Source organism: Stenotrophomonas sp., assembly GCF_032066555.1.
Lineage (GTDB): Bacteria > Pseudomonadota > Gammaproteobacteria > Xanthomonadales > Xanthomonadaceae > Stenotrophomonas.
The window spans coordinates 12,992-35,650 of sequence record NZ_DAMBKV010000007.1 but is presented as its reverse complement, the minus strand read 5'-3'; the positions used below and the strand labels follow the sequence as shown (position 1 = coordinate 35,650).

At 60.9% G+C, this 22,659-nt stretch carries 15 protein-coding genes; 9 read left to right on the top strand and 6 right to left on the bottom strand.

The window, feature by feature from the left end:
* Positions 1-17: 17 nt before the first annotated feature.
* The 5 genes from RT131_RS10440 to RT131_RS10420 form a co-directional block, all read right to left on the bottom strand.
* Positions 18-2,276, bottom strand: coding sequence for a TonB-dependent receptor (locus RT131_RS10440; RefSeq protein WP_313172726.1), 2,259 nt, complete (start codon positions 2,274-2,276; stop codon positions 18-20).
* A 437-nt stretch (positions 2,277-2,713) separates the two neighbouring features.
* On the bottom strand, positions 2,714-4,894 hold the full coding sequence (locus tag RT131_RS10435; protein WP_313172723.1) for a TonB-dependent receptor: 2,181 nt from the start codon (positions 4,892-4,894) through the stop codon (positions 2,714-2,716).
* Between the two features lie 431 nt (positions 4,895-5,325).
* Positions 5,326-6,207, bottom strand: a complete 882-nt coding sequence (locus RT131_RS10430; protein ID WP_312915795.1) for a LysR family transcriptional regulator — start codon at positions 6,205-6,207, stop codon at positions 5,326-5,328.
* Positions 6,208-6,342: 135 nt separating this feature from the next.
* Positions 6,343-8,751, bottom strand: a complete 2,409-nt coding sequence (locus RT131_RS10425; protein WP_313172720.1) for a sodium:solute symporter — start codon at positions 8,749-8,751, stop codon at positions 6,343-6,345.
* A gap of 52 nt (positions 8,752-8,803) precedes the next feature.
* Positions 8,804-9,655 (bottom strand): CoA ester lyase, encoded by an 852-nt coding sequence (locus RT131_RS10420; protein WP_313172718.1) that lies wholly within the window; start codon positions 9,653-9,655, stop codon positions 8,804-8,806.
* Positions 9,656-10,378: 723 nt separating this feature from the next.
* Here RT131_RS10420 and RT131_RS10415 point away from each other — a divergent pair.
* From RT131_RS10415 to xth, 7 genes are all read left to right on the top strand, one after another.
* On the top strand, positions 10,379-11,266 hold the full coding sequence (locus tag RT131_RS10415; protein WP_313172716.1) for a restriction endonuclease: 888 nt from the start codon (positions 10,379-10,381) through the stop codon (positions 11,264-11,266).
* A gap of 91 nt (positions 11,267-11,357) precedes the next feature.
* On the top strand, positions 11,358-13,553 hold the full coding sequence (locus RT131_RS10410) for a class I SAM-dependent DNA methyltransferase (RefSeq protein WP_313172713.1): 2,196 nt from the start codon (positions 11,358-11,360) through the stop codon (positions 13,551-13,553).
* The gene (locus tag RT131_RS10405; RefSeq protein ID WP_313172712.1) at positions 13,553-14,941 is read left to right on the top strand and encodes a restriction endonuclease subunit S; all 1,389 of its coding nucleotides are present in this window, start codon (positions 13,553-13,555) and stop codon (positions 14,939-14,941) included. Before RT131_RS10410 ends, RT131_RS10405 begins: the two co-directional genes overlap by 1 nt.
* A 16-nt stretch (positions 14,942-14,957) precedes the next feature.
* Positions 14,958-15,560, top strand: a complete 603-nt coding sequence (locus RT131_RS10400; RefSeq protein ID WP_313172710.1) for a hypothetical protein — start codon at positions 14,958-14,960, stop codon at positions 15,558-15,560.
* 35 nt (positions 15,561-15,595) lie between these two features.
* Positions 15,596-18,673 (top strand): type I restriction endonuclease, encoded by a 3,078-nt coding sequence (locus RT131_RS10395; protein ID WP_313172708.1) that lies wholly within the window; start codon positions 15,596-15,598, stop codon positions 18,671-18,673.
* Between the two features lie 31 nt (positions 18,674-18,704).
* The gene (locus RT131_RS10390) at positions 18,705-19,574 is read left to right on the top strand and encodes a GIY-YIG nuclease family protein (protein ID WP_313172706.1); all 870 of its coding nucleotides are present in this window, start codon (positions 18,705-18,707) and stop codon (positions 19,572-19,574) included.
* 376 nt (positions 19,575-19,950) lie between these two features.
* Positions 19,951-20,724 carry an exodeoxyribonuclease III gene (gene xth, locus RT131_RS10385; protein WP_313172704.1) on the top strand — a complete coding sequence of 258 codons (774 nt, stop codon included), beginning with the start codon at positions 19,951-19,953 and terminating at the stop codon, positions 20,722-20,724.
* A gap of 56 nt (positions 20,725-20,780) precedes the next feature.
* Here the strand turns inward: xth and RT131_RS10380 are convergent, their stop codons facing one another.
* Positions 20,781-21,035: a GlsB/YeaQ/YmgE family stress response membrane protein gene (locus RT131_RS10380; protein ID WP_282270042.1), complete on the bottom strand. Its 255-nt coding sequence runs from the start codon at positions 21,033-21,035 to the stop codon at positions 20,781-20,783.
* 102 nt (positions 21,036-21,137) lie between these two features.
* Between RT131_RS10380 and RT131_RS10375 the strand changes: the two genes are divergently transcribed.
* Together RT131_RS10375 and rsmG are read left to right on the top strand one after the other, a co-directional pair.
* Positions 21,138-21,737, top strand: a complete 600-nt coding sequence (locus RT131_RS10375; protein ID WP_313172701.1) for a 4'-phosphopantetheinyl transferase superfamily protein — start codon at positions 21,138-21,140, stop codon at positions 21,735-21,737.
* Positions 21,738-21,836: 99 nt separating this feature from the next.
* Positions 21,837-22,478 (top strand): 16S rRNA (guanine(527)-N(7))-methyltransferase RsmG, encoded by a 642-nt coding sequence (rsmG, locus tag RT131_RS10370; protein WP_313172698.1) that lies wholly within the window; start codon positions 21,837-21,839, stop codon positions 22,476-22,478.
* Positions 22,479-22,659: the final 181 nt, after the last annotated feature.

Here is a 22,659-nt window from a genome sequence, read left to right as displayed (position 1 = left end):
GGGCACTCCTGCGCTCATCAGCGGAACGTATACGAATAGCTCAGCGACACCACGCGGCCGCGACCGGCCCAGTAGTTCTGCCAGCCATCGCCCTGCGAGCCGCTGAGGATGTAGTACTTGTTGAACAGGTTGTCCACGCCCAGCGAGAACGTGCCGAAGCGCCCCGAATCATAGTTCACGCCCAGATCCCACAACGTATAGCCGTTGATCTTCTCGTCGTAGTCGTACTCTTCGCCGTCGTACTCGCGCACCGCCGAACCGGTGAGGTGGCGGTCACGCAACATGCTGGCACCGAGCGTGGCGTCGAGGTTGGGCAATGCCTTCCACACCAGCGCGACGTTGATCTTGTCCGGCGTCGCATCGAAGATACCCAGCGGCTTCTTCATCGGGCCTGCATCGTAGCGGCCCTGCGGGTCGGGGCCCCAGAACGAGGTGTAGCCGCGCAGGTGCGTGTACAGGCCGGTGATCTTGAAGGTGTCGGTGAAGCGGAATTCGCCAGTGAGCTCGATGCCTTTGATGTCGGTGGGCGCGCGGGTCATGATGAAATCGCTGGTCAGCGGGTCCACTTCCAGCGATGCACCGAAGTCGGAGGTGGAGTGGTACCAGCTGCCACTCAGCGCACCGCGCGAACCACGCCAGTTGAAGCCGATGTCGATGTTGTCGACGATGATCGCCTGCAGGTCGAGGATGCCGGCCACGGTCTGGCCCGGGTAATTCACGTTGCGCAGCGGGATGCCGATGTCAGGCAGGGTGAAGCCCTTGCTGTAGGCACTGAACAGGGAGAACTCATCGGTGACGCGCCAGATCGCGCCGATGTTGGGCAGGTTGGCGGTGTAGTCCAAGGTGCCGCCTTCGACGAAGGAATTGTTGCGGTAGGCGACGGTGGTATAGCTGTCGATGTCGAGCTCACCGTTCTCGCGACGGAAGCCGCCGCTGACCGTGACCGGGCCGATATCCCAGGACAGCTGCGCATACGGGGCAACGCTCCTGTAATCCATCGGCGGCACCCAGACGCGGTCGGTCATCACCAGGCGCTGCTCGGCCACGTCCTGCACGAAGTCCACGCCGGTATGCAGCTCCAATCCGTCCACGCCAAAGATGCTGGGGCGTGTCCACGAGGTACGCAGGCCCTTCTTGCGCGACTGGATCTCGGACTGGTCGAAGATGCGGTCGGCATCATCGGCCGGTGCCGGCTTCACCAGCTGGCGGTCGGCACCGTTCTCCGGCAGGAAGCGCATGCCCTGCTTGGCCTGGTATCCGACCAGGTCGAGCGTGCCGCCGTAGAAATTGCTGTGGGTGTACTGCAGGCTGTACTGGATGAACTTGTTGAGCGCATCGCGCTGGCCGTCGATGTGGCCCTTGATCGAGGTATTCGGCACCGGCGTGTCGCAGGGCGGCCAGTCGTTCGGGCCCTTGCAGCCGACCAGTTGGATGTAGTCGCCATTGCCGCCGATGTTGAAGTTGCTGTACGTGGCCTGCAGGCGCTGTTCGCCGTCCTCGCCGAAGTTGTAGCCGCCCTTCATGTACAGGTTGCGCGACTGCGAATCGGCCAGCGAACCACTGGAATTCATGCCGATGCTGCGGTTCTTGGCGTCATAGGCCATGCCGCGCTCGAGCTGCGAGACGCTGGCCAGGAAGTCGTAATTGTCCTGCTTGATCGCATGGCTCAGGCCCAGCTTCCAGCCGACGCTGTCGTCGTTGAACTGGGTCTGGTAGCGCGCATTGATGGTGGTCTCGCTGCCGATCTGTTCAGGCACCTTGGAGATGTAGTTGATCACGCCACCGGTGGCGCCGATGCCTTCGGCGGCGGATGGGCCGTTGATCACTTCGATGCGGCCGATCACGCCCATGTCGGTGAAGGTGCCGTTGCGCGTGCCTTCGCGCAGTGGTGAGCCTTGCGGGATGCTGTCGAACAGGCGCAGCGGAATGCGCCCACGCAGCGACTCACCGGAGTTGGTCATCGCCTGCGAGGATTCGGCATAGCCGGGAATGGTGCGTGCCAGTACTGCGGTGTTGTCCTCGGTGATGATCAGCGACTGCTTGATCTCCTCCGGGGTGATGATCGAGATCGCACCGGGAATCTTGTCCACTGCCTTGGGCGCGCGCACCCCGGTGACGATGACCCGGTCGAGCTCGGTGGCTTTTCTGTCCTGCGCGCGCTTGTCGGCGCTGCGGCTGTCTTCTTCGTCTGCTGCCTGCATCTGCTGGGCCTGCACGCTGCTGCTGATCGCAGCGGCCAGAGCCAGAACCCCCAACACTACCGGTGCCTTCTTCATGTTGTTTATCTCGTTTTTGTTTTAGATAAGACGTGCATGAACTACTGCCGCGCAGCGCGACATTCCGATACTTCTGTTGGCTGCTGCATCCCTCCCGACGCAACTCCCCGACAAGAGCAGCCTAGGCGTGCACAAGGGGGCATTGAAGGCGGGGGGGCTTGCTTCAGACGTGAGGTTTTGTTGCTTGAAACAAGCTGTGGTTTTTTCTTGCGGCGCAACAAGAAAGGTTTTCTTGTTGCTGCAGCCGTTGCTTTTGTAGGAGCGGCGTAAGCCGCGAAGCAAACGACCGTTCCGGCGACGAGGAATCTGCAACTGCAGGATGTGCGGGAGCGGATGCTTCTCCAGCTTCGCGGCTTACGCCGCTCCCACAAACAACAAACATCAAACACAAAAACGGCGCCACAGTTGCCTGTGGCGCCGTCTTCAAGTTGCAGCTATCAGAACTTGATGGTGTGCGACAGCGACACCATCCGGCCGCGGCCGGAGAAGTAGTTCTGCCAGCCCGGCAGCTGCGACCAGGTCAGCACGTACTGCTTGTCGAAGAGGTTCTCGATGCCCAGCGACAGCTGGCCGAAGCGGCCGGTGTCGTAGTTCACGCTGAGGTCCCACAGCGCGTAGCCATAGGTGTTCTCTTCGTTGGCATAGACGTCGCCGTTGGCCGGATTGGTGAAGGTCTCACGCAGATCGCGGTCGAAGGTCTTGCTCACGCCCAGGGTGGCGTTGAGGGTATCGGTCGGGGTCCAGGTCAGCGAGGCATTCACCTTGTCCGGCGAGATGTCGAGGATGCCCATTTCCTTCTTCAGGCCCGAGCCCGGGTAGTACTGGGTCTGGCCACGGATGCGCGAGTACAGGAAGGTGGCCTTCCAGTGCTCGTTGAAGGTCCAGGCGCTGTTCAACTCGAAGCCTTCGATCTCGACCGGTGCGCGGGTCAGGATGAAGTCTTCGGTCACCGGGTCGATGGTCAGGCTGGAGCCGTAGTCCGAGGTGGAACGGTATACCGATGCACCCACCTGGCCCTTGGCACCACGCCAGTTGACGCCGATTTCCTTGTTCTCGGTGATCAGCGGCTGCAGGTCAGCGATGCAGGACACGGCCTTGCACGGGCTGTTGGCCTGGATGTTGCGCAGCGGGATGCCGACGTTGGCGATGCCGAAGCCTTCGGAGTACGAGGCGAACACCGACCACTGGTCGTTGATGCGCCAGATCGCACCGAAGTTGGGCATGTTGGCCTTGTAATCCATCTTGCCGCCCTGCACCGGGGTGTTGTCGCGGTAGGCAACGGTGGTGTAGCTGTTGATCTTCAGCTCACCGTCCTCGCGGCGGATGCCGGCATCCAGCGTCACCGGGCCGATGTCCCAGCTCAGCTGCGCGTACGGCGCCAGGCTGGTGTACTTCATCGGCGGCACCCACAGGCGGTTGGTCAACGCCAGGCGCTGCTCGGCGGTGTCTTCGACCATGTCCAGGCCGGCACGCAGGCGCAGGCCTTCGACCTTGAACAGGTCGCCATAGGCGTAGCCGAAGCGCAGGCCCTTCTTCTCGCTGTTGATTTCCGACTGGTCCCAGATGCGCTCGGCTTCTGGCGGAGCCGGCTTGGTCAGCTGGCGATCGGCGCCGTTCTCCGGCACGTAGCGCATGGCCTGCTCGGCCCAGTAGGCATCAACGCTGAGGTCGCCGCCGAAGAAATCGGCATTGGTGTACTTCACCGCGAACTGTTCGAAATCGTTGAACTCGGCCAGCGAGCCAGCGATGGAGCCCTTCTCGGCGGTGTTGGTGGTGGGGTTCGGGCACTCCACTGGATCGAAGCGGCAGCCTTCCACCGGGATGTAGTTGTGCTTGCCGCCGATGTGGAAGTTGCTGTAGCTGGCCTGGATGCGCTGCATCTGGTCTTCGCCGAAGTTGTAACCACCCTTCACGAAGAGGTTCTTGCTGTACGAGTCGGACAGCGAGCCGGAGGTGTTCAGGCCAACGCGGCGGCCGTCGCCGTCATAGGAGATGCCGCGGTCGATATAGGCGCCGCTGATCAGGAAGTCAGCCGCATCACCACGGTAGGTGTGGGTGACACCGATCTTGCTCTGGTCGCTGTTGTCCTTGAACTGGGTGCCGTAGCGGGTGTTGATGATGGTCTGGTGGCCATCCACTTCCGGGTTCTTGGACAGGTAGTTGATCACGCCACCGGCGCCACCAATGCCTTCGGCGGCGGACGGGCCGTTGATGACCTCGATGCGGCCGATCACGCCCATGTCGGTGAAGGTGCCATTGCGGTTGCCTTCGCGCAGCGGCGAGCCCTGCGGCACGCCGTCGAACAGGCGCAGCGCGATGCGGCCGCGCAGGGTCTCACCGGAGTTGCTCATCGCCTGCGAGGATTCGGAGTAGCCAGGCACCATGCGTGCGAGCACGGCGGTGGCGTCTTCGGTCAGGTTGAGGGTGCGCTGCACCTGCTCCTGGGTCACCAGGGTGACGGCGCCAGGAACCTTCTCGATGGCGACCGGGGTGCGGCTGCCGGTGACGATCACCTGGTCCAGGTTGGTGGCGGCATCGCCGGCGTCTTGTGCAAAGGCCGGGCTCATCGCGCTGGCGAGCAGCACGGCGCTGATGGCGGCCGAAAGTGGCTTGATCATGTTGTTCTCTCCCCCAGGTTTGAATGTGTGACGCGACCGGCCTGGGAGCCGGCAGAGCCAGAATGCGACGGGGACTAGCGCCCCTTTGATCCTGCCGTTTGCTGTTTTCGGTCCCCGGCCAGGCGGGCACCGGACGCAACTCCGACGTTGGGCGAAGCCTAGGCGGCGCCCCGGCGCGATAGAAGCGCACCTGTGTATGTTCAAAGCCTAGGGTTTGTTGCGATTGGCCTTTGCATCGGTAGTGCCGAGCCATGCTCGGCAGGGGCTTTGCCGGGAAACCCTCCTGTAGTGCCGAGCCATGCTCGGCAAGAGGCCTTGCCAGGAAATCCAACAGGACCGGGAACGCCTCTGCCGAGCATGGCTCGGCACTACAGGGGATCTACGGGTAATGCCCCTGCCGAGCATGGCTCGGCACTACACGGGCATTGCGCTCAGTCGGTAGGCTGCAGCAGCGCCGTACGCGCCTCGTCCAACAGCACATTGACCTGGCGCAGGCGCACCGAGGAACGCGACCAGACCATGCCGATGCGGCGTGGCTCGCTGGGTTCGGGCAGGGGAATGCGCACCACCGAAATGCCTTCCGGCCACGGCTTGGCCCAATCCGGCACCAGCGACACACCCAGCCCGCGATCCACCATCACCGCGATCGCATTGAGCGCATTCAGCTCGAACCGTTCACGCGGCACGATGCCGGCCTTGCGCAGGTATTCGTCGGCCTGGCGGCCGCCCCATTCGTGGCGGTCGTAGCGGATCAGCGGTTCCTCGCGCAGCAGCTGGTGCGGGTCGGCGCCGGCCAGGCGCGCCGGTGCCAGCACCACCAGCGGCTCTTCGCGCAGCAGCTGCCAGTCGCAGGTCTTGGGCAGCGAGAACGGTGCCTGCAGCACCATCGCCGCATCCAGGTCACCCGATTCCACCGCGCCATAGAGGTCGGCCGAATAACCGGGTTTGATGAAGACGTTGATCTCGGGGAACTTGGCCACCATCCGCGCCAGGATGTCCGGCACCAGCCCACCGAGCGCGGTAGGGCAGGCGCCCAGCCGCAGTTCGCCGGCCATGCCGCTTTCGTTGGCGACGCTGCGCAGGTCGGCCACGCCACGCAGCAGGTCGCGCGCGCGCTGCAGGATGCGCGCACCTTCCTCGGTGACGCTGACGGTGCGGCCGGCGCGGGCGATCAACGGGGCGCCCAGCTCGCGTTCCAGCGTGCGGATCTGCTGGGCGACGGCGGCGGGTGTGATGTGCAGCATGCGCGCCGCCGCGGCCATGGAGCCACGGTCGACCACGGTGACAAAGGTATTGAGAAACTGGGTTTCCACGCGATTAGACCTCTCAGCTGCGCGCCAAACTACACCAGCGGGCGCGGCGGCGCGATCCGACCAACGTCATGGTCTTTGCCGGATCTGGCGTCACGCCGCCGCGGAGCAGGGCCGCAGCGGCGTGCAGGCGGGTCTTCACACCGCATCCTGCTTGTAGATGGTCAGGCCCTTCAGCGAGCGCTGCGGCGCCGGGAAGAACAGGCTGGCCACATAGCCGATCACGATGCACAGGAAGATCGAGATGGCCAGGTAGAAGTACGGGTGCACCAGGTTGAACCACCAGGCCACGAAGGTCAGCACGATGCTGGCGGCCACGCCAATCGCCACACCCTGCGAATTGGCGCGGCGGGTGAACATGCCCAGCGTATAGGCACCGGCAAAGCCACCGCCGAGCAGGCCAGCCAGTTCGATGGAAACGTCGAACAGCGAGTGGATGTCGTAGCGGGTCATGATCAGCGCCAGGCCAATCGCGGTCAGGCCGACCATCACCGTGGAGATCTCGGCGAACAGCACGCTCTTGCGCGGGGTGGGATTCTTGGCCAGCCGCTCGTAGAAATCCACCGAGATCAGCGTGGCGACGCTGTTCATGATGCTCGACAGCGTGGCCATGGCGGCGGAGAACACGCCGGCGATGATCAGGCCGGTGACGCCCGGCGGCAGTTCGGCGGCGATGAACAGCGGGAAGGTCGCATCGATCGGCAGCAGCGGGTCAAGGCGCTGCGGGTTGTTCTTGTAGAACACCCACAAGGCGGTACCGATGCCGTAGAAGATGAAGCCGCCCGGGATCATGATCGCGGCGAATGCCCAGATCGAACGGCCGGCTTCCTTGTCCGACTTGGTGGCCAGGGTGCGCTGCATCAGCACCTGGTCCTTGGGGAAGGTGAGCACCACGTCGAACACGACCAGGAAGATGAAACCCCACACCGTGGCCTTGGTCAGGTCGAAGCTGAAGTCGAACAGCTTGGTCTTGTCTTCCATCGCCGCGGTGGTCACGAATTCACCGAAGCCGCCCTTCAGCGTCCACACGATGAACAGGATGGCGAAGATGGCACCGCCCATCTTCACGATCACCTGCACGAAGTCGGTCCAGATCACCGCCTTCATGCCGCCCATGGCGGTATAGAGGATGGTGAACACGCCCATCATCATGATGCTCCACACCACGCTGATGCCGGTGATGGTGGCGATGGCCAGTGCCGGCAGGAACAGCACCACGCTCATGCGCGCACCGATCTGCATGACGATGCACAGCGCGCTGGCCAGCATGCGGATGGCCGGATGGAAGCGGGTTTCCAGATAGGAGAACACGCTCATCAGGTCCAGCCGGCGCAGCAGCGGCACGATCCATACCGCCACGAACATCAGGCCCAGCACCGCGATCAGGTTGTTGGTCAGGTACTGCCAGTTGGTCTCGAACGCCTTGGCAGGGATGGCGATGAAGCTGATCGAACTGGTGTTGGTGGCGTACAGGCTGACGCCCGCTGCCCAGAACGGAATGCTGCGGCCACCGACGAAGAAGTCAGCGGTGCTGGCACGCTTCTCGCGGAAGTAGAAGTAGGCGCCCATGCCCAGCATCGCGGCCAGGTAGATGATGATCACCGACCAGTCCAGCCAGCCCAGCAGGTGCTTGCCGCTCTGCAGTTCAAAGGTGTGCAGGCTGCCATCGGCATTTGCCCAGGCCAGGCCGTTGCCCCAGCTGGCGCTGGCCACGGGGGCCTTGGCATCGGTATCGGCCAGATCGGCCCAGGCGCTGGTGATGGTGTGGAAGGTACGCGCGTGGCTGTTGCCGGCCGCGTCGGTCACCTGCATCAACAAGTGCGCCTGGCCGAGTGCACGCAGCGAACCCGGGACAACGTCGCCACCGATGGCGGGCAGCTCATGCCAACCCTTCTCTGCGTTCCAGCGCAGCAGTTGCTGCGCACCGTTGTTACCGACCACCGCATACAACGCGCCTTTCTGCGCCTGCAGGGCGACAACCGCGGCGGCGCCCGGCCAGATCGGCTGCGGCTGCCATTGCGCGGCATCGGCCGGTTTTTTATACAGCTGGGTGACGCCGCTATCGTCGACACCGGCTACGAATAGTGCGCCATCCAGGGCGGCTGCATGCGCATTGCTCAGTGGCGATGGCAGTGCCAGCGACTGCCCCTTGCCGAGGCTTTCGCCCTTGAGCGTGAGCTGCTGCAACTGATTGCTGTGACTCGCATCCGGGCCGGTCAATATCCAGGTGCTGGTGCCGTTGCGGACGATGTCCTGCACCACCTCGTTGCTGATACCGGTGGCGGCCGTCCACGCCTTGCCGTTCTTGTCCAGCAGCCAGGCCTTGTCGCCGGAGCGGGCCAGCAAGCGGCCATCGACATCCAGCAGCTGCTGCACCGGCGCGGCCTCCGGCAGGGCCGGCAACGCGCCGGACTTCACTGCATTCAAACTCTCATCGGCGGCCGCCGTGCCGGCCAGCGCCAGCAAAGTGGTGATGACGAGCAGACGGAAGCCGAGCGAGAAGCGGTGCGACAGCGCGGCGAGCGCGGTGGCCATGGGCGTGGGCATGGATGGAATCCCGGTAATGAACGGCGTGGCAGCGAACCGCCAGGTGGAAAGATCAGGCGCGCAGCGCGCCGGCGAGCAGGGCTTCGGCCCGGCGCAGGTAGGGCACATCGATCATGCGTCCCTCGAACAGGAACGCACCGCGGCCCAGATCGCTGGCCGCCTGCGCGGCGGCAACAATACGCCGTGCTTCGTCCAGCTCGGCCTCGGGCACGCTGAAAATCGTATTGGCCTGGCCCACCTGACGCGGATGGATGCAGCTCTTGCCGATATAGCCCAACTGCTGCGCGAGCATGGCCTCGGTGCGGAAGCCCTCGGCATCGGCCACATCCGGCCAGGCCCCGTCACAGGCGAACACGCCCGCTTCGGTGGCGGCCATTTTCATCGCGAACAGCACTGCATGCACATTGGCCGGGGTGCGGGCGATGCCATTGGGCGCGAACAGATCGCCCAGGCCCAGTTGCAGGCCGGCCACACGCGGATGCGCGGCAGCCAGTTCGGCGGCCAGACGCAGGCCACGCGGGGTTTCGATGTTCAGCAGCAGGCCGATCGGGCGGGTCACGCCATTGGCGGCTTCGGCGCGTTCCAGCGCAACGACCACCTGCCGTACCTGCGCGGCCGATTCCACCTTGGGGATGTTGAGCAGCCACACGCCGGGCACCGCCATCGCGGCCAGATCGGCGGCGAAGTGCAGGCTGTCGGTGGCATTGGTGCGCACGATCAGCAGCTTGTTGCTGGCAAGCACGTCGGCACGGGCGAGGAAGCTGGCGATGGCCGCGCGCGCCGCCTGTTTGCCAGCCTCGGGGACGGAATCCTCCAGATCGAAGGACAGGGCATCGGCCGCACTGGCCAAGGCCTTGTCGAACAGTTCCGGACGTGCGCCGGGCACAAACAGCTTGCTACGCATGGCTTCCCCTCACTTTGAGAGGCAGTCTGCGCGAATCGGAAGGCTGAAAAAGTGTATTCCCCGACATTCACCCGATAGGTTTTGTTGTGGTTTGCGGGGTTTGGCGGGTGGGGTGAGTCAAAGTGCGGGACGCAAGCGCCGTCCCCTCTCCCGCCTGCGGGGGAGGGTGCCCCGAAAGGGGCGGGTGGGGGGAGCTCTTGATCTTGCTTGTGCTGCGGCCTACAAGCCAAAGCCAAAGCCAAAGCACCCCTCCCCAACCCTCCCCTTGGCCCCTGGCCAAAGGGAGGGAGCAGACTGCCGCGGCACCCGGCCATGCCAGGCCGCAAGCAACACCGCAGAACCCCAGCGCCGTCCCCTCTCCCGCTTGCGAGGGAGGGTGCCCGAAGAGCCTGCCCCCGCGAAGGCGGGGGGTGGGTGGGGGGCGCTTTTGATCTTGCTCACGCTCCGCCCCCTGCAAAACCCAGCCCAAGCGCCAAGTAAGTAATCAGGCCCTGGATTACAACAGCCAGCAAAACCCTGCCACAAACCCCCAGCGCCCTTTACCCAAGACCAACCCAAGCTCCAGAAGGCCTTAAACAAAGCAGTTACCCCCACCACCAAGCCGGTTCAGCCTGATATACACAAGCCACCCCGGCTATCATGGCCCTTCACATAAATCAGCCAAATCTGGCGGCCCTATTGCGGCGCCAAAAGGCAGAACCAAACCACCGAGGCAGGGGAAGCATGGCGGAAGTAACCAAGGCCCGGACCGGCCACCTGATACGCAAGTTGTTCAGCATCCTGCAAACCCGGCCCGACGGCATGAAGGCCGCAGAAGCCCTGGCAACCCTGGCCTCCCAGGTCGAACTGACCCCCTACGAAGCCGGCGACTACCCCACCGGCGGGCGCCGCTTCGAGAAGATCGTCCGCTTCGCCACCGTCGACACCGTAAAAGCCGGCTGGCTGGTCAAGGACAAGGGCATCTGGAGCATCACCGCCGAAGGCGCCCAAGCCCTGCAGCAGTACCCGGACGGGGAACAGTTCTACCGCGAGGCAGTGCGCCTGTACCACAAATGGAAAAAGGCGCAGCCCGTAGTCGAAATCGACGAAGGCGATGACGAGGCGGTGGAGAAATCCGCCAGCATCACCCTGGAGCAGGCCGAGGAAATGGCCTGGGCCGAGATCGAGGCCTACCTGGCCGACATGCCGCCCTACGACTTCCAGGAGCTGGTGGGCGCCCTGCTTACCGCCATGGGCTACCACGTGGCGTGGATTGCCCCGCCCGGCAAGGACGGCGGCGTGGACGTCATCGCCTACAACGATCCGCTGGGCACCCGCCCGCCGCGCATCAAGGTGCAGGTCAAGCGCAACGCCAACTCACCCAAGATCGATGTGATGGGCCTTCGCAGTTTCATGGCCGTGCTGGGCGAAGGCGACGTAGGCCTGTTCGTGGCCCTGTCCGGCTTCACCAAGGACGCCGACCTGGAAGCCCGCCAAAGCCACCGCCGCATCACCCTGATCGACGCCAACCAGCTGGTCGAACTGTGGACCCGCCATTACGGGCAGCTCGATGACAGCGCCCGCCGCCGTTTGCCGCTTAAACCGGTTTGGTTCTTAGCGGGCGAAGACTGACCACGAAGAACTATCCCTCGCTCATATCAGCGAACAAGCACTGATTAACTAGATTTTTGGAAAGCAAATGTCAAGCGCCCAGCATCAGAATATGGTTGGTTTCATCTGGAATATCGCCAACAAACTGCGTGGTCCTTACCGTCCTCCGCAATACCGCCGCGTGATGCTGCCGCTGATTGTCCTGCGTCGCTTCGATCTGGTTCTGGCAGAAAACAAGCAAAAGGTGCTAGACGAAAAGAAACGCCTGGAAGACAAAGGAATCAAAGGCCCCGCGCTAGACAAAGCGTTGTCCCGCATTGCCGCCACCGACCGCAAGCAGGAACTGTTCAACACCAGCGGCTTCACGTTTGAGAAGCTGTTGGGCGACGCACCCAACATAGCAGGCAACTTGATCGCCTACATCCAGGGTTTCTCGCCACGCGCCCGCGACATTTTCGATAAGTTCGAATTTGAAACCGAGATCGCGAAGCTGGACGAGGCGAATCGACTGTATCTGATCGTCCAGGAGTTCTGCTCCGCAGACATAAACCTCTCACCCAAAGCCATCAGTAATTTACAGATGGGCTACCTGTTCGAAGAGCTGGTGCGCAAGTTCAACGAGCAGGCGAACGAAGAGGCCGGCGATCATTTCACCCCGCGTGAAGTCATCCGTTTAATGGTCGAATTGGTTTTTACGGGAGAAGACGGCATCTTCGAGCCGGGCATTTACCGCAGCGTATATGACCCGACTGCAGGTACCGGTGGCATGCTTTCAGAGTCCGAGAAAGCTGCAATGGCAAAGAACCCTCAAGCCAATATCGAATTGTTTGGGCAAGAATACAATCCAGAGTCTTACGCCATCTGCTGCTCCGACCTTTTGATCAAGGATGAGCCGATCAACAACCTGATCTATGGCGACACCTTGGGCATTAAGGACGCCAAGAACAAGACCAATGGCTTTGTGCCTCACGACGGCCACCCGGACAAGAAATTCCACTACATGCTGGCCAACCCGCCCTTTGGGGTGGAGTGGAAGCCGGAAGAAGACTTCGTGCGGGAGGAGTACGAAGACCAAGGCTTTTCCGGCCGCTTCGGCGCGGGCCTGCCACGCATCAACGATGGCTCGCTGCTCTTCTTGCAGCACATGATCTCGAAGATGCACCAGCCGCCCAAGCTGGTCGATGGCAAGAACGTCGGTGGTGACGGCTCCAAGATCGCCATCGTTTTTAATGGCTCGCCCCTGTTCACGGGTGACGCCGGATCGGGCGAGTCCAACATCCGCCGCTGGATCATTGAGCGCGACATGCTGGACGCCATCGTCGCCCTGCCTGACCAGATGTTCTACAACACGGGCATCTACACCTATGTCTGGATCGTCACCAATAAGAAGCCCACTCATCGCCAAAGCCGGGTGCAGTTGATCGACGGCACCCGCCATTTCAAGAAGATGGACAAGAGCCTGGGCAATAAACGCAACGAGCTCTCGGACGACCACATCAGGGAACTGGTGCGCCTGTACGCCGAGCACGACCACGATGCGGAAAGTGAAGTGCTGGTGGACGGGAAACCCGAACGCCGGGTTTGCAGCAAACTCTTCGAGAACCGCGAATTTGGCTTCTTGAAGATCACGGTTGAGCGCCCGCTGCGATTGAACTTCCAAGCCAGCGCAGAGCGCATTGCCAAGCTGGATGGGCAGAGCGCTTTCGCCAATCTGGCGAGCAGCAAGAAGCGTAAGGACGATGCAGCCTATCGCGCGGAAGTCGCGGTAGGCCAAGAAACACAGGCAGCCATCAAGGCCGCCCTGCAAGGCATGGACAGTGAAACGCTGTACCGCAATCGTCCCGCTTTCGAAGCCGTGCTCGGAGCCGCCCTGAAAAGGCTACCCAACAAGGTTCCTGCGCCAGTGAAGAAAGCGATTTTGGCGGCGCTCTCGGAGCGCGACCCCAAGGCAAACATCTGTCTGGACTCTAAGGGCAACCCGGAACCTGATGCCGATCTGCGCGATACCGAAATCGTGGCCCTGCCGGAGGACGTTGCACTGCCGCTGCCACTGGGCTACGACAACGAAAGCGGCCACGACCAGCTGTTGGCGCTGGTGAAAGACCACTGCGAGGACTACCTCAAGGCCGAAGTCCTGCCGCACGTGTCCGATGCCTGGATCGACCACAGCAAGACTAAAGTAGGCTACGAAATCCCGCTGACCCGGCATTTCTACGTCTATCAGCCGCCTCGCCCGCTGGAAGAAATTGCGGGTGAAATCAGCCAACTCGAAAAAGACATCGTGGCTATGCTGAGTGAGGTGGTGTGATGAAGCAATACCCCGCCTATCCGGCATACAAAACTACTGGGTGCGATTGGTTTCCTGAGATCCCCTCGCATTGGGGAATTGATCGCGCCAAATGGTCTATCTCGTCCTGCCAGAACGGTGTCTGGGGGGCCGAGCCAGATGGCGACGACGATCTGGTCTGCATCCGTGTTGCGGATTTTGATCGACAGTCTTTGCGTGTCTCCACGGAGAAGCTGACAATGCGCAGCATCGCCGAAAAAGACCGACGTAACCGCTTGCTAAACAATGGTGATTTGCTTCTAGAGAAATCCGGAGGTGGCGAGCAGCAGCTCGTTGGGGCTGTCGTTGAATTCAATCAGCCATTTCCTGCCGTGAACTCCAATTTCATCGCAAGGATGGTTGCAAGCGATGGAATGAACTCCCGATTCCTCGTCTACTTGCATTCACATCTCTACTCGGGGCGGGTTAACTTCAGGTCAATAAAGCAAACGACGGGCATTCAAAATCTGGATAGCCAAGTCTATCTCGATGAGCCAATTACCTATCCGCCACTAGATGAGCAACAAGCCATCGCCCGTTTCCTCAATTTCAAAACCGCACAAATTGATGCCCTGATCGCAAAGAAAAAATCGCTGCTCGGCAAGCTTGCCGAAAAGCGCACGGCGCTGATCAGCCATGCTGTCACAAAGGGACTTGATTCATCCGTTGCGATGAAGGATTCGGGGGTAGCGTGGCTTGGGAAGATTCCTGCTCATTGGGCAATTGATAGAGCCAAATGGTCTATCTCGTCCTGCCAGAACGGTGTCTGGGGGGGCGAGCCGGATGGCGACGACGATCTGGTCTGTATCCGTGTTGCGGACTTTGATCGACAGTCTTTGCGTGTCTCCACGGAGAAGCTGACGATGCGCAGCATCGCCGAAAAAGACCGTCGCAACCGCTTGCTAAACAATGGTGATTTGCTTCTAGAAAAATCCGGTGGTGGTGAACATCAACTAGTTGGGACCGTCGTTGAATTTAATCAACCATTTCCTGCGGTGAACTCCAATTTCATCGCAAGGATGGTGGTCAGCGACGACTCCGACCCTCGCTTTCTAGTTTATTTGCATTCCCATCTTTATGCCGGGCGTGTTAACTATCGATCTATCAAGCAGACAACTGGAATACAGAACCTGGATAGTCAATCCTATCTGAATGAGTCTCTCGCCTACCCGCCTCTCGAAGAGCAAAAGGTTATTGGTAAATTTCTCGACGACGTTTCTGCGCGTATGGATGTGCAAAAAGAGCTTATCAATGCCGTCATCGATCGATTGATGGAATATCGATCCGCATTGGTTACAAACGCCGTCACTGGGAAAATTGACGTACGCGGTTTTGAGATTTCGCAATCTGCCGAAGGAATTGCCTCATGAATGGGGGCAGATCCAAATGGCGTTGAATGCGCAGGGCTACTTCAACTGCCTGAAGTCCTACCTGAATACCAATCACTACGGCGAACCGCAGGCTGGTAGCAGTGAGGTGGTGCTGAAGGAAAAGGTGTTCGGCCAAAGAGGTACCAAGCCCATTGAGTACAAGGTGAGCTTGCAGACCACCGGCGAGACCTTGGTGATTAAGCTGGACACCAAGAAGAATGGCTCATCATTGCCGCTGTTTCACTTTCTGGACGATACCGCCAAGCCCTGGTCAAAGCGCTGTGACTTCGTGGTGTTCAACCTGCGCAAAGGCAAGCTGTATGTGTACTGCCTTGAGTTCAAGTCGGAGAGCATTCCGCACGACGTACCAGATCAGTTGAAAGCCAGTGTGGATTGGCTCAAGTCGCTGCACGCCACCATCAATGCGTACACCACCAAGCGCAGCGCCATTCACGCGACGAAGTATGTACTGAGCAACCATCCCGACCCGGCGCCGTATTTGGACGTAGATGGGAAGTACCTGCAGCGCGATCACACGATACGCCACTACCGCTATGCCGATCTCAATAGCATGGCGCTGGCGGATTTGGACAACAGCAATATTGAGGTGATTCGCTAACAGGCCGAATCCAATGCATTTAACGGGTGAGAAAGATGCACAAAGAAATCGACTTTGAAAACGACATCGAGCACGCACTGATCAGCAGCGGCCGCTACGAAAAGGGTGATCCCAACACCTACGACCCGGAAGCCGCGCTGTTTCCGGCAGATGTCGTTGCCTTTGTGCAGAAGACGCAGCCCAAGATCTGGACGCGCCTGACCCAGCTAGACGCCGCCAAAGCGCCCGCGATGCTGCTGGACAGCCTAGTGAAGGAGCTTGCTGCCAAAGGCGCCCTGACGATCTTGCGCGAGGGTTTCAAGTGCGTGGGCAAGACGGTGCGGCTGGCCTACTTTGCGCCCAACACCGGGCTGGACCCCGCGAGCACCGAACGTTACGACGACAACCGCTTGACCATCGTGCGGCAGGTCAACACCAAGAGCGGGGCTATCCCCGATGTGGTGTTGGCGGTGAATGGCTTGCCCGTGGCCACGCTGGAGCTGAAGAACCCGATGTCCGCCACGCGATGGAATGTGGAGAACGCGAAGTACCAGTATCGCTTTGAGCGCGACCCCAAGGAATTATTGTTTGCCTTCAAGCAGCGGTGCTTGGTGCATTTCGCCGTGGATACTGAGTTGGTGTTCATGACCACCAAGCTTGAGGGTAAGGACACGTTCTTCCTGCCCTTCAATCTAGGGCATGACCACGGCGCGGGCAACCCGCCTGCAGCGGGTGATGTGCGCACCACCTACCTGTGGCACAAGGTGCTGACCCGTGACAGCCTGATGGACATACTCGCTCGTTTCATCCATTTAGATGTCGAGGAAAAGACGGTCGTCACAGAAAAGGGCAGCAAGCGCCACCGCAAAGAGTCGATGATCTTCCCGCGCTACCACCAGCTGGATGCAGTGCGCGCACTGACCGACCACGCTCAGGCGCATGGTTCGGGGCACAACTACTTGATCCAGCATTCCGCAGGCTCAGGCAAATCGAACTCGATTGCGTGGCTGGCGCACCGCCTCTCCAGCCTGCACGATGCCAAGAACGAGAAGATCTTTCATTCGGTGGTGGTGATCACCGACCGGCGCGTGCTGGATCAACAGCTGCAAGACACGATCTTCCAGTTTGAGCACAAGCTGGGCGTAGTGCAGAAGATCGACGAAAACACGCAGCAGTTGGCCAAGGCGCTGGCCGATGGCGTGCCGATCATCATTTCCACCATCCAGAAGTTCCCGTTCATCACCCAAGCCATTCGCACGATGGAGGCCAACGGCAAAGGGGTGGCCATATCGACAGCGGGCAAGCGCTTCGCGGTGATCGTGGACGAGGCGCACAGCTCGCAAAGCGGTGAAACCGCAATGGAGTTGCGCAAGATCCTGAACAAGGACGGCATTGAATCCGCGATTGCCGAGCACTTGTTGGACATGGATGACGATGCCTTGTGCGAAGAGGCGAAGAAGGAGCTGCTGCGCGAACAGCTCAAGCGCGCCAAACAACCCAACTTGAGTTTCTTTGCTTTCACCGCTACGCCCAAGTTCAAGACACTGGCTGTTTTCAATGAACCTGGTCCCAATGGCAAAGCGCCTTTCCACCACTACAGCATGCGGCAGGCCATCGAGGAAGGCTTCATTCACGACGTGCTGGCCCACTACACCTGCTACAAGCGCTACTACAAGCTGATCCAGAAGGTGGAGGCTGATCCAGAGGTGCCGCGCCGCAAGGCCGCCCGCGCACTGGCGCGGTTCGTCGAGTTTCACGACTACGAGATCGCACAGAAGGTCGAAGTGATCGTGGAGCACTTCCGCACCCATACCCGCCACAAGATTGGCGGCCGAGCCAAAGCGATGGTGGTGACTGGCGCGCGTGAGCATGCAGTGCGCTACAAGCTGGGGTTCGATAAGTACATCAAGGACAAGGGCTATACCGACGTGAAATCGCTGGTGGCGTTCTCCGGAGAAATCACGCTCAAGGAGTTCGCCGATAAAAAATTCACCGAAGTCAGCATGAACAACGGCATCAAGGAATCCGAGTTGCCGGAGAAGTTCAACACTGAGGAATACCAAGTCTTGCTGGTGGCCGAGAAGTATCAGACGGGCTTTGACCAGCCGCTGTTGCACAGCATGTACGTCGACAAGCGCTTGTCTGGCATCCAGGCGGTACAGACACTCTCGCGCTTAAATCGAACGACACGAGGCAAGACGGACACCTTTGTACTCGATTTTGTCAACGAGCCTGCGGACATTTACACCGCCTTCAGGCCCTATTACGAAGCGACAGACAAGGGCGACGATACCGATCCACAACAGCTCAACACTCTGGCTCACACGCTTGCCAACTGGAAAATTTATACCGAAGCCGAAGTTAGTGCTTGGTGTGAAATCTGGTTCCGCAATCGCCTGAACCCCACGGGCGGCGAGCACAAGAAATTGAATGGCCTGCTTGATCTGGCGATTGAACGATTCAAAAAGCTTGGGGAAGAGGACCAGAACTTGTTCAAGAGCCAGTTGGTGGGCTTTCGAAATCTGTATGGCTTTGTTTCTCAAATCGTGCCTTACCAAGACTCCGACCATGAGAAGTTGTACACGTACGCCCGTTTCCTGCTGACCAAGTTGCCACGCACGACGGATAGCCGGATTGTGCAGGTTGACGATGAAGTTGAACTCAAGTATTACCGCCTGCAGAAGATTAGTGAAGGCGCAATTGATCTTATGGTTGGCGAGCCGGAGGCACTCTATGGTCCAACTGACGTTGGCACCGGGCAGGCCGACGAAGATGTGCAGCTTTCGACCTTGGTTGGCAAGCTCAATGAGCGTTTCGGCACAGAGTTCATGCCAGCGGATCAGCTCTTCTTCGATCAAGTTCGTGAAACCGCAGTGGCCAATGAACAACTACGTCAGGCGGTATTGGCTAACAGCATTGAGAACTTCGAGCCCGTTTTTAATAAGCAGCTTGAGAATCTCTTCATCGAGCGCATGGAAGGCAACGAAGAAATTTTTGTCCGGCTTATGAATGACGAAGCCTTCAGAAGCATTGCTGCAAGTCACCTGATGCGGGCGGTATATCAAAAGGTTCGAAACACCGAAGCACAAATCCCAGGGCAGAGCGAGGTTATGGACAAGCAGGGTCTGGAATGATGGAGTCCAATACTTGCGGCCATCGCCGACAATGATCGAACTCAATGACTTGCTCACCAGGTCCGGGCTCGACCCGACGACGGTGATGGTGATGCGCCACCGCCCGGCCGAAAAGGACTTGCGGGCCGTGCTGCCATGGTTGGCGGCCGAGCGGCCTGCCGTCTATAACGCGTTTCAGTGCAATCACAGTGAAGTGGTGGAGAAAGCGCTATCCAAGGCGCGCTATCTGGTGTCCTTCATCGGGCATGAGGCAGGGCGTGCGGTGTTTGTGGGTGTGTATGAAGTTGCCAGATATGAGGTTGTATCCGTTGATCGATTCTGGGCTCTGCCTGGTAACGCGGAATTGCGCGTATTGGGGATCAGCGGTCCCAAGGACGAGCGCGATTCGTTCTGGTTCGATCTGCAGCCGACTCTGCATCTGTCCGATTGGAAAGGAAAGCTGGTGATTGATTGGACGGGCATCGAGCGCTCGTGGTGGCGCTGGGCCTCGCGAAATCGTTTGCCCGTTCGTGCCGTCCATGACGAGAGCTTGCTGGTGAAGGCTATGCCGGATTGGCAGACGCTGACCTTTGAGTGGAGTCAGTTGAATCTGTTGCCGACCAGCTGGCGGCAGGCGTTGGCGCAATGGCGCGGCATCTATTACATCTTCGACCGGACGTCGCGATTGGGATACGTGGGGTCGGCCAGCGGTGGCGAGAATCTGCTTGGCCGCTGGCAGAACTATGCGTCGAGCGGCGACGGTGGCAACCGCTTGTTACGGGGACGAGATCCCCAGGGGTTTGTTTTCAGCATCCTGCAGCGCTTGTCGCCGGATATGCAGGTTGAAGACGTTGTGCAGATTGAGAGCACGTGGAAAGAGCGGCTGCATAGCCGCACTCCGAATGGGTTGAACGACAATTAGGTGGTGATGAAGCCGGGAATGACGCATTGGCGGCCTTCAGGGTACTCCCGCGCGGCATCGGGCTTGGCTGCGTCCATGAGCCGAATAAATGCGCTATTCGGCTCACGGTTGAGCCGATCGGCGCGGGTTCGCCGAATTTTGCTCGCTTTCTAGGCTCCGACTACTCCGGGCAGGCGACTTTGCCTATGGGTGGTTCCCTCTCCCGTTTGCGCGGGAGGGGGCTTTTGATCTTGTTCGTGCTGCTGCCTACAAGCCAGAGCCAGAGCACCCCTCCCCAACCCTCCCCTGCGCCTTTGGCGCAAGGGAGGGGGCTGGTTGCTGCCGCCTTCAGCTGAGAGGAGGGGCCATTGGCTCCGGCCCCGGCTAGAATCCCCCCATGAAAATCGCTTCGTGGAACGTCAATTCGCTCAATGTCCGCCTGCCGCACCTGGAACAGTGGCTGGCCGACTTTGCCCCCGACGTGGTCGGCATCCAGGAAACCAAGCTGGAGGACCACAAGTTCCCCGACACACGGCTGCTGGAACTCGGCTACCGCAATGTATTCGCCGGGCAGAAGACCTATAACGGCGTGGCGCTGTTGTCGCGGCATCCGATCGATGACGTGCAGATCGGCATTCCCGGTTTTGAGGACGAGCAGAAGCGGGTGATCGCCGGCACCGTCAACGGCGTGCGCATCATCAATCTGTACGTGGTCAACGGCCAGGATGTGGGCACCGACAAGTACGACTACAAGCTGCGCTGGCTGGAGGCGGTGCACGCCTGGGTCGCGGCCGAGCTGCAGAAGCATCCGCAGCTGGTGGTGATGGGCGATTTCAACATCGCCCCGGATGACCGTGATGTCTACGATCCGGCGGTGTGGAACGGGGACCACATCCTGACCTCCACCGCCGAACGTGGCGCGCTGCAGAAGCTGCTGGATCTGGGCCTGCACGACGCCTTCCGCCTGCACAACGATGCAGCTGGCATCTTCAGCTGGTGGGATTACCGTGCGGCCGGTTTCCGTCGTGACCTGGGCCTGCGCATCGACCTGACCCTGGTCTCCGAGGCGCTCAAGCCGCGCGCTGCCGCTTCCGGCATCGACCGCGAGCCGCGCACCTGGGAACGCCCCAGTGATCACGCGCCGGCCTGGGTGCAATTGGCACAGGGCTGAAACAACAAGGCCCGGCTGTTGCCAGCCGGGCCTCGGTCGAATCGGCGCCAGAGCGGTTAACGCACGCTTTTGCGTGTGAACAGATTGACGATGGCCAGCAATACCACCGCGCCGACCAGTGACAACAGGAAGGAGCGTACGGTGATCGCACCATTGATGCTGCCGCCGCTGAAGAAGAAGCCGGCGATCATGGCGCCAACGATGCCCACCACGATGTTCAGGATGATGCCCTGCTGCGCATCGCGGCGCATGATGATGCTGGCCAGCCAACCCACGACGCCACCAATAATCAACCAGATGATGATGCCCATGCGCGAACCTCCCTGCCGTGAAGCACCCCGAAAGGTGCGGTGGCGACAGTCAACGCGCAGTGGCGTTAAGAACATGTTTGTCCGGGCAGGGGCCTGTTCAGCATGAGCCCCGCTGGTCGCCATTGGCAGTTTGGTCAGGTGGAGGTGTGGCTGTTACCGCATACCCCCGGAACCCGTGGTGAGCCGCAGGCCCGCGAGGTGCTGGCCGGTGTTTTCGACACCACGCCCGAGGCCTTGCCGCTGACCCGCGATGAGCGCAGCCGGCCGTGGCTGATCGGTGAGTTGGCGCATTACGGCACCGGCTGGAGCCATAGCGGCGGTCACCTGCTGGTGGCGCTGGGCGAGGGCGCACGCCTGGGCGTGGACCTGGAGCGGCAGCGGCCACGCAAGCAGATGCGCGAGGTGATCCGTCGTTTCTTCCACCCGCAGGAGATTGCCTGGCTGGATGCGCTGGACGACAGCGGCTGCGAGCACTGGTTCTTCCGCGTGTGGTGCGCCAAGGAGGCGCTGCTGAAGGCGCACGGGCATGGCATTTCATTCGGGCTGGAGAAGCTGCGCTTCGCGCCGGATGCGGCGGGGGCCTTGCAGCTGGTCTGGTGCGACCCGGGCTTGGGCGATGCTGCGCGCTGGCATTTATATGAGTGGCAGGCGACGGAGGATTTCCGCGCTGCGCTGGCGTGGTACCCCATTGAGCAGGAGTGAGTGAAGAGGAGTAAGGAGCGAGAAGGCGCGGCTTCTGCTGTTGCTCTCTCCTTCCTCACTCCTCTTCACTCGTTTCTGCTCTTTGCGATAATCCCTGCCATGAACGACACCATTCTCCCGCGCGAAGTCGCCAGCGACCTCGACCACGGCTTGAAGGCCATGGGTCTGGACGCCGCCTTGGCCAAGCCCCTGCTGGCTTACCTGACCCTGCTGGTGCGCTGGAATCGCACCTACAATCTCACCGCCATCCGCGACCCGCGCGAAATGGTCACCCGGCATCTGCTCGACTCGCTGGCCATGGCTGCGCATGTCAGCAGCGGGAGCCTGGCCGATCTGGGCACCGGTCCTGGTTTGCCCGGCATTCCGTTGGCGATCACCCATCCACAGCTGCAGGTGACCCTGGTCGAGAGCAATGGCAAGAAGGCCCGCTTCATGCGTGAGGCCGTGCGTCAGCTCGGTTTGAGCAACGCCCGCGTCGCCGAATCCCGCGCCGAAGCGCTGGACGAGCCGGGTGCTTACGACAACCTCACCGCCCGTGCCATGGATACCCTGGCCGGCATCATCGAGGTTGGCGGTCATCTGCTGCGTCCGGGTGGCCAGCTGCTGGCGATGAAGGGTGTGTACCCGCACGAAGAGATCGCCCAACTGCCCGTCGGCTGGCAGGTGCTGGAAGTGCGCCCGCTGCAGGTGCCGGGACTGGTTGGTGACCGGCATCTGGTGGTGGTGGAGCGCAAGGGCTAGAGCTGTAGTGCCGAGCCATGCTCGGCAGGGGGCTTTACCGGCCGAGGCCAAAAGCTACCCTCACCCCAACCCCTCTCCCGCTTGCGGGAGAGGGGCTAAAGCGGTAGTGCCGAGCCATGCTCGGCAGGGGCTTTACCGGCCGAGGCCAAAAGCTACCCTCACCCCAACCCCTCTCCCGCTT